This is a genomic window from Microbacterium sp. BF1 (assembly GCF_019279095.1).
In the GTDB taxonomy this organism is placed as follows: Bacteria; Actinomycetota; Actinomycetes; order Actinomycetales; family Microbacteriaceae; genus Microbacterium; species Microbacterium maritypicum.
Map to the genome: position 1 here is coordinate 1 of NZ_JAGYWT010000467.1, position 1,912 is coordinate 1,912.

The 1,912-nt window shown below is 67.1% G+C and carries 4 protein-coding genes and 2 pseudogenes; 1 reads left to right on the forward strand and 5 read right to left on the reverse strand.

The genetic code is table 11. The features are described from left to right. The 4 genes and pseudogenes from KZA10_RS18225 to KZA10_RS18230 all read right to left on the reverse strand — a co-directional run. Positions 1-145: pseudogene (locus tag KZA10_RS18225) on the reverse strand (IS3 family transposase); the annotation flags it as partial. Further along, positions 125-634: pseudogene (locus KZA10_RS13695) on the reverse strand (biotin/lipoate A/B protein ligase family protein); the annotation flags it as partial. The pseudogenes KZA10_RS18225 and KZA10_RS13695, both read right to left, overlap by 21 nt. Further along, positions 628-780 carry a hypothetical protein gene (locus KZA10_RS13700; protein ID WP_218683156.1) on the reverse strand — a complete coding sequence of 51 codons (153 nt, stop codon included), beginning with the start codon at positions 778-780 and terminating at the stop codon, positions 628-630. The gene KZA10_RS13700 and the pseudogene KZA10_RS13695, both read right to left, overlap by 7 nt. Positions 781-794: 14 nt before the next feature. Beyond that, entirely contained in the window at positions 795-1,064 is a 270-nt protein-coding gene (locus tag KZA10_RS18230) for a M23 family metallopeptidase (protein WP_308289680.1), read from the reverse strand. Positions 1,065-1,094: 30 nt separating this feature from the next. Between KZA10_RS18230 and KZA10_RS13710 the strand changes: the two genes are divergently transcribed. Continuing rightward, positions 1,095-1,343, forward strand: coding sequence for a helix-turn-helix domain-containing protein (locus KZA10_RS13710; RefSeq protein ID WP_137772235.1), 249 nt, complete (start codon positions 1,095-1,097; stop codon positions 1,341-1,343). On the opposite strand, the gene KZA10_RS13715 is transcribed toward KZA10_RS13710, so the two are convergent. Then, the coding region (locus tag KZA10_RS13715) for a recombinase family protein (protein WP_256934849.1) at positions 1,324-1,912 on the reverse strand (589 nt) is incomplete at its 5' end. The genes KZA10_RS13710 and KZA10_RS13715 overlap by 20 nt on opposite strands.

The following is a 1,912-nucleotide window of genomic DNA, read 5'->3' on the forward strand; positions in this document are numbered from 1 at the left end:
GGCGGAGGATCTCGTTCTCTTGCTCGAGCAACCGGATGCGTTTGCGGGCTTCGCGCAGCTCGGTCGCGTCGGCCTGGGTCACACCGGGCTTGATGCCGTCTTCGACGTCCGCGATCTTGAGCCACCGATGCAGCCACGCCTCGGTGGCGAACTTCGACTCGACGAGGGCTTCGGCATCGGCGTACTCGTCGGCCGAGATCGATCCGGTCTCGGCGTCGGTCAGCGAGCGGAACGTGTCCTTGAAACGCTCGATGATCTCGGCGCGCTCGAGCCCGGTCTGACTGCGCAGCGGATCGACGCGCTTTGCGGCGGAGGTCGTGCCCTTGTCGCTGAGCTTCTCGCGACCGATGCGGAGGACCTCGGTCATCACCTGTCCGTCGATGTCGTACGACAGGGTCGCGTGGTGCAGCACTCCCCCGTTGGCGAGGCGCTTCTGGGCAGCACCGCCGATCTTGCCGGTCGGACTCGCGATGTCGTTGAGCGGCTGGTACACCGCGTCGATACCGAGCGAGCGCAGCGCCTGCAGCACCCAGTCGTCGAGGAATGCGTAGGAGTCGGCGAAGGTCATGCCGGCGACGAGCGATGCGGGCACGTACAGCGAGTACGTGATGATCTGTCCGGCCGCCATCAGCATCGTCTCTCGAGGATGCTCGCGCAGCGATCCTCGAGAGTGGTCGTCTCGATCGGGTACGACGTCCCGTTGATCGTGACCTCTCCCGATCCGTTCGCGTGCGTACGCGCCTCGATCTTGGGGAATGTGGGTACTTCGATGCTGCTCATGGTCGTCTCCTGATCTACTGTCCGAGCTGGATTCCGACCGCAGCCATGAAGGGGGCCGGGTCAGTGTTTTCGCCGTTCACCTGGACCTCAAAGTGCAGGTGGCATCCGGTGGATTGTCCGCTGCTGCCGACACGGGCGATCTGCTGACCGCCCTTCACCTTGTCGCCAACCTGGACGAGCATCCCGGAGTCGTACATGTGCAGGTAGCGGGTGGTGACGCCGCCGCTGGCGGCGTCCGTGACGGTGCCGGGGAGTGACGTCGTGACGGTGATCGACACGCTCACTCGTGAGGGTGAGCCGGGGGGCGATGGCCGATGACGCGATCCATTGCTGTGCAGGTCGCGCAGCGCATCCGGCGCGTGCTCGACACTCGGGGTCTGACCGTCGAGTGGCTGGCCGACGCGACCGGGATCAAGCTGCGCACGCTCACCCGGCGGCTGCACCTGACCAGGCCGTGCGGCCTCACCGTCGACGAGCTGAACGCGATAGCCGGCGCGCTCAATGTGGCTCCGGGCGTCCTGCTCCACGATGACCAGGACGGGGCTACCGCTGCGTCTGGGTGAGTTCCTGATCGGCCTTGCTGAGGGCGCGGGCAACCGTCGACTTGCCGACGCTGAGCACTCCGGCGATGTGGTCGAGGCTGCGGTTCTCGGCGCGCATCCGCTGCGCCTGTGCGATCTTCTCCGGCGTCATCTTCGACGGCCGGCCACCGACCCGACCCTGCGCTTTGGCGTGCGCGAGGCCGCGCAGGGTGTTGTCCCGGATCGTGTCGACGCGGAGCTGCGCGAACACGGCCACCATGCCGAACAGGGCGCGGCCCATCGGGGTTGTGGTGTCGATCATCGGCTCCGTGAGGCTCTTGATGTTCACGCCCCGGCGGTCGAGGTCATGCAGCGTCTCGATGATGATCCGCTCCGACCCTCCGAGCCGATCGAGGCGGCGCACCAGGAGGGTGTCGCCCTCGCGGAGGTAGTCGAGGCAGGCGAGCCACTGGGGGCGGTCTGCGACGCGGCTCGACTCGCCGTGGTCAACGAATACTCGAGAAGCGCCGGCCGCGCGCAGCTCGGCCTCCTGAGCGGCGGGGTTCTGCTCCCGCTTCGACACTCGGGCGTAACCGACGACGTTCGTCACT

Coding starts and splice junctions, on each gene's coding strand:
- KZA10_RS13700 (WP_218683156.1), bottom strand. CDS start 780: ATGAGCAGCATCGAAGTACCCACATTCCCCAAGATCGAGGCGCGTACG.
- KZA10_RS13710 (WP_137772235.1), top strand. CDS start 1,095: ATGACGCGATCCATTGCTGTGCAGGTCGCGCAGCGCATCCGGCGCGTG.